Source organism: Sulfuricurvum sp. (assembly GCF_022759005.1).
Taxonomy (GTDB): domain Bacteria; phylum Campylobacterota; class Campylobacteria; order Campylobacterales; family Sulfurimonadaceae; genus Sulfuricurvum.
In genome coordinates, this window is sequence record NZ_JAEMQA010000023.1 from 1 (window position 1) to 4,056 (window position 4,056).

5 protein-coding genes and 1 pseudogene are annotated in these 4,056 nt (G+C 42.7%); all 6 read right to left on the minus strand.

Annotation, left to right across the window (positions count from 1 at the left end; genetic code table 11):
• Positions 1–704, minus strand: a pseudogene (locus JHC35_RS01085) (hypothetical protein); the annotation flags it as partial.
• A 4-nt stretch (positions 705–708) separates the two neighbouring features.
• Positions 709–1,473, minus strand: coding sequence for a TonB C-terminal domain-containing protein (locus JHC35_RS01090; RefSeq protein WP_295041531.1), 765 nt, complete (start codon positions 1,471–1,473; stop codon positions 709–711).
• 39 nt (positions 1,474–1,512) lie between these two features.
• Positions 1,513–1,902, minus strand: coding sequence for a biopolymer transporter ExbD (locus JHC35_RS01095; RefSeq protein WP_295041532.1), 390 nt, complete (start codon positions 1,900–1,902; stop codon positions 1,513–1,515).
• A gap of 4 nt (positions 1,903–1,906) precedes the next feature.
• Positions 1,907–2,479 (minus strand): MotA/TolQ/ExbB proton channel family protein, encoded by a 573-nt coding sequence (locus tag JHC35_RS01100; protein ID WP_295041533.1) that lies wholly within the window; start codon positions 2,477–2,479, stop codon positions 1,907–1,909.
• A gap of 4 nt (positions 2,480–2,483) precedes the next feature.
• Positions 2,484–2,870, minus strand: coding sequence for an ATP synthase F1 subunit epsilon (atpC, locus tag JHC35_RS01105; protein WP_295041534.1), 387 nt, complete (start codon positions 2,868–2,870; stop codon positions 2,484–2,486).
• Positions 2,871–2,896: 26 nt separating this feature from the next.
• Positions 2,897–4,056, minus strand: a 1,160-nt coding sequence (gene atpD, locus JHC35_RS01110; protein ID WP_295041535.1) for a F0F1 ATP synthase subunit beta, incomplete at its 5' end; no start/stop codon positions are given.

The window sequence follows — 4,056 nt, forward strand, 5'->3', positions numbered from 1 at the left end:
GAGCACACCGCCATACCGTCTGAACTGATTACTTTTTCTTTTTTTCCGCTAAAGAGGTTCATCTTATAAATTGTCGGTTTAAAATCGGTAAGCGACGTATAATAGAAATCGCTTTGATCACGATTTGCCCATTTCGCAAATACGTACATCCCCCCTGTGACAATCACTTTTTGATACGAGAGGGTATAGTCTGCGGCAACAATTTCCGAGTGTTTCGGATTTGTCAACCGGACCAATAAGACTTTGCGCTTAATCCACTCGATCGGTGCACCTCCGAGCTTATTGTTAATATCATACGCAATAGTGTGGGAGAGAAATACCGCCATGTCGCTTTGTTTTAAAATATAATTTTTAAAAAAAATCTCTTTTCCGTTCAAAAGAAGCTTGATATCGGCTTTAATCCCTCCAGCTCCGTCATTGGCTAATCGGTATCGAAGAAGATACTGCGCGTCTTTATGGATCTCACTTGGGAGATTCGAATCAAACGATACGGCTGCATACGAATCATTCACATTAAAAAGGGAAACAACATTCATATCCGCTGAGAGCATCTGCATAAATTTGTGAGACATATCGTTTGGCTGATAGGACCCGTCTTCAATCGCCAATGAAGACAGCCCTTCGACCCCTTTGACAACTTCCAAAGTAGCATCCGCTCCCCATGAAAATTGTACAAGCATCACAAGACAAAGAAAAAATTTCAAACTCTTACTCCTTAGCTGTTAATATAAAATCCAACACGGCCTCTTTACCGTCTGGATGTTCAGGAAAACAGACAGAATTCAATCGGTCTTTTAACCAATCGACTTCATTGTTAAACGTGCCGCTTCCCGAATAACTGATGACACGATACGAAACCAGTTTTCCGGATGCATTAAAATTCATCCGAACTTTAGCTACCTCTCCGGCTGTTCCGGCGGGCGGATGAAAATACGACCGAACCATCGCTTGAATCGTAGCATAATATTTGTCAACAAGCGGTCCCGTTGAGCCACCTTGAGCAACAACTTTTACCGAAGGTTTTGCCAACTCAAGTTTATTGACTTTGTCTGAGATTCGTGCATTCTCTTTTCGATTAATAACCTCTTTCTCCAAGGCATTCAATTGTTCGAGCCGTTTTGGATCATCTCGCTCTTTTTTAGGAGTTTTGTCTGGCTTAATCTGAGCAAATAGATCGGATATTTGTGCTACCGGTTCTACAGCGGGCTTAGGCACTTTAGCTTGTTCATGGGAGAGCTGCGACGGTTGCATTTCAGAGTGAGGCTGAGATTCAGGCTCTGAGGTTACCACTTCGGGAGCTTTAATTTCAGAAAGAGCAATCGATACATTGATGACATCACTTTGAATCATGGCAAATTGCTGGGTTTTCGGTGCGAGAATAGCGCTATAGGTAATCAAAAAGAGGATACCGACGAAAAAAGAGAGCGATATGAGCCCGCTAAGGAAAAAATTCCGTTCCTGATTAAAATTCATCTGCAAAGTCCTCGGATAAAAACTTTAAAGATCAATCTACTATTGTGCGGTAACAAGAGAGACATTTTGAAATCCGGCTTTTTTAACAACGGCCAGAACATACATAACGTCACTGTAATTCAATCGACCGTCTGCACTGATTTGAACGGTAGAATCTGCAGGATAGGATGATGCCGTTTGAATAAAATTATCGGCAAAAGACTCATATGCCAATACGGTCGTTCCCACTTTCACTTTTTTGTCGCTGGAGATGGTAATTTGAACCTGCTCTTTTTTAGTCATCTCTTTTTGAGCTGAGCCTTGGGGGAGACGGATCAACTCTTCGTAAACGATATTCGGTGATATCACCATCAAAATAGCCAATAAAACAAGCATCACATCCACAAGGGGGGTGATGTTCAATTCCGGCTTTTCATCCCAATCAAACATTGTCTTAGAGATCTTTTGACAACAAAGCATCGCCTTGCATACGGATAAGACCCGTTAGTTCAAATGCTTTACGTTTTAAAATTTGATGGTAGGTATACGCAAAAATCGCCACAAAAATCCCTGACGCAGTTGCGACAAGTGCATCGGACACCCCTGATGCAATTATATTCATCGTCCCGCTGGCTTGTCCAATATGTTCAAATGTTCCCAATATAGAGACAACGGTACCGAAAAGACCGATAAACGGTGTGGTAGAAGCTATAATCGACAAAAGAACTAACCCTTTTGTTGCTTCTTTCGTCGCTGAGTAAGTGGCCATATCAAAAAGAGACGGTGAAAGTTTCGACGAAGATTTTATGAAATAACTCAAATAGGCAAAATCAGGGATTTTATACGCACCGAGCAATACAGACTCCAATGATTGATTCTCAGCTGCAATCCATTGATTCAGAGAAAATAAACGGTAGAAAAAAATCCAATTAACGGCGATGAAATAAAAAGAGAGGATCAGTAACACAAGAAGTGTTACCGGATGGCTTTTATCATAATATTCGGCAAATGTATGAAACATCGGCATTCAATTAGTGATGTGTAATATTATCGATACGCGCTGAAACGGAAGCGATCATAGCGTTAGAATCGCCTACGCTGCTGATGAGAGCTTTCGCTTCATCAAGAGCTTTAGCAATATCGCCTTCACTCGCACCGTGAATAGCTACCGCTCCATCGACCAAAACAACAACTTTGTTGTTTGTGATTTGGACAACGCCCCAATTCACAACGATAGATTCAGTTTTACCGTCTTCTTTATGAATATCAACGACTCCGGCTTGGAGAAGTGTAGTTAAAGCGACGTGTTGCGGGAGGACACCGAACTCTCCCTCTTCACCCGGAAGGGTGACACTTTTTGCAGGACCGTTATAGATCGGACCGCTTGGTGTAAGCACTTCTAATTGGAGTGTTTCCATAGTGTTTCCTTTAAGGCGAGAAGCAATTATTTGCTTTTCATTTTTTCAGCTTTCTCGATCGCCTCATTCATATTACCGACCATATAGAAGGCACCTTCTGGTAAATGGTCGAATTCACCTTCAAGAATACCCTTAAACCCTTTGATAGTGTCTTCAAGTTTAACGTATTTACCAGGAGCACCGGTGAATACTTCCGCAACGTGGAACGGTTGAGAAAGGAATTTCTCGATTTTACGTGCACGTTCAACCGTTGCTTTATCATCTTCAGACAATTCATCCATACCGAGAATCGCAATGATATCTTGCAAATCTTTGTATTTTTGAAGTGTTTTTTGAACACCGCGAGCAACGTTATAGTGCTCTTCACCGATAATTTGCGGATCAAGCAAGCGTGATGTTGAATCCAATGGATCAACCGCGGGATAGATCCCTTTTTCAGCGATTTTACGGTTAAGAACCGTTGTCGCATCAAGGTGAGCAAATACTGAAGCCGGAGCTGGGTCAGTCAAGTCATCCGCAGGCACATATACCGCTTGAACCGAAGTGATTGAACCTTTTTTGGTTGATGTAATACGGTCTTGGAGAGCACCCATCTCACGAGCCAATGTCGGTTGGTAACCAACGGCTGAAGGGATACGTCCAAGAAGAGCTGACATCTCTGAACCTGATTGCGCAAAACGGAAGATGTTGTCGATAAACATCAATACATCAAGCCCTTTTTCATCACGGAAATATTCCGCCATGGTAAGACCGGTAAGAGCGATACGGTTACGTGCTCCTGGTGGTTCTGACATTTGTCCGTAGCACAGTGCAACTTTGTCCAAAACGCTTGATTCTTTCATCTCGTGGTAAAGGTCATTCCCTTCACGTGTACGTTCACCGACACCCGCGAAAACAGAAAGACCGCTATGTCCTTGAGCAACGTTGTTGATCAATTCCATGATGATAACGGTTTTACCAACACCGGCACCACCGAAGAGACCGACCTTACCACCTTTTCCGTATGGTGCGAGAAGGTCAACAACTTTGATACCTGTTTCGAACATTTCCGTTTTGGTGCTTTGATCAACCAATGGTGGAGGATCACGGTGGATAGACCATGTATCACAATCGGTAACTTGATCTCCGCCGTCAATCGTTTCACCGATAACATTGAAAATACGTCCAAGAACTTTTTCACCAACCG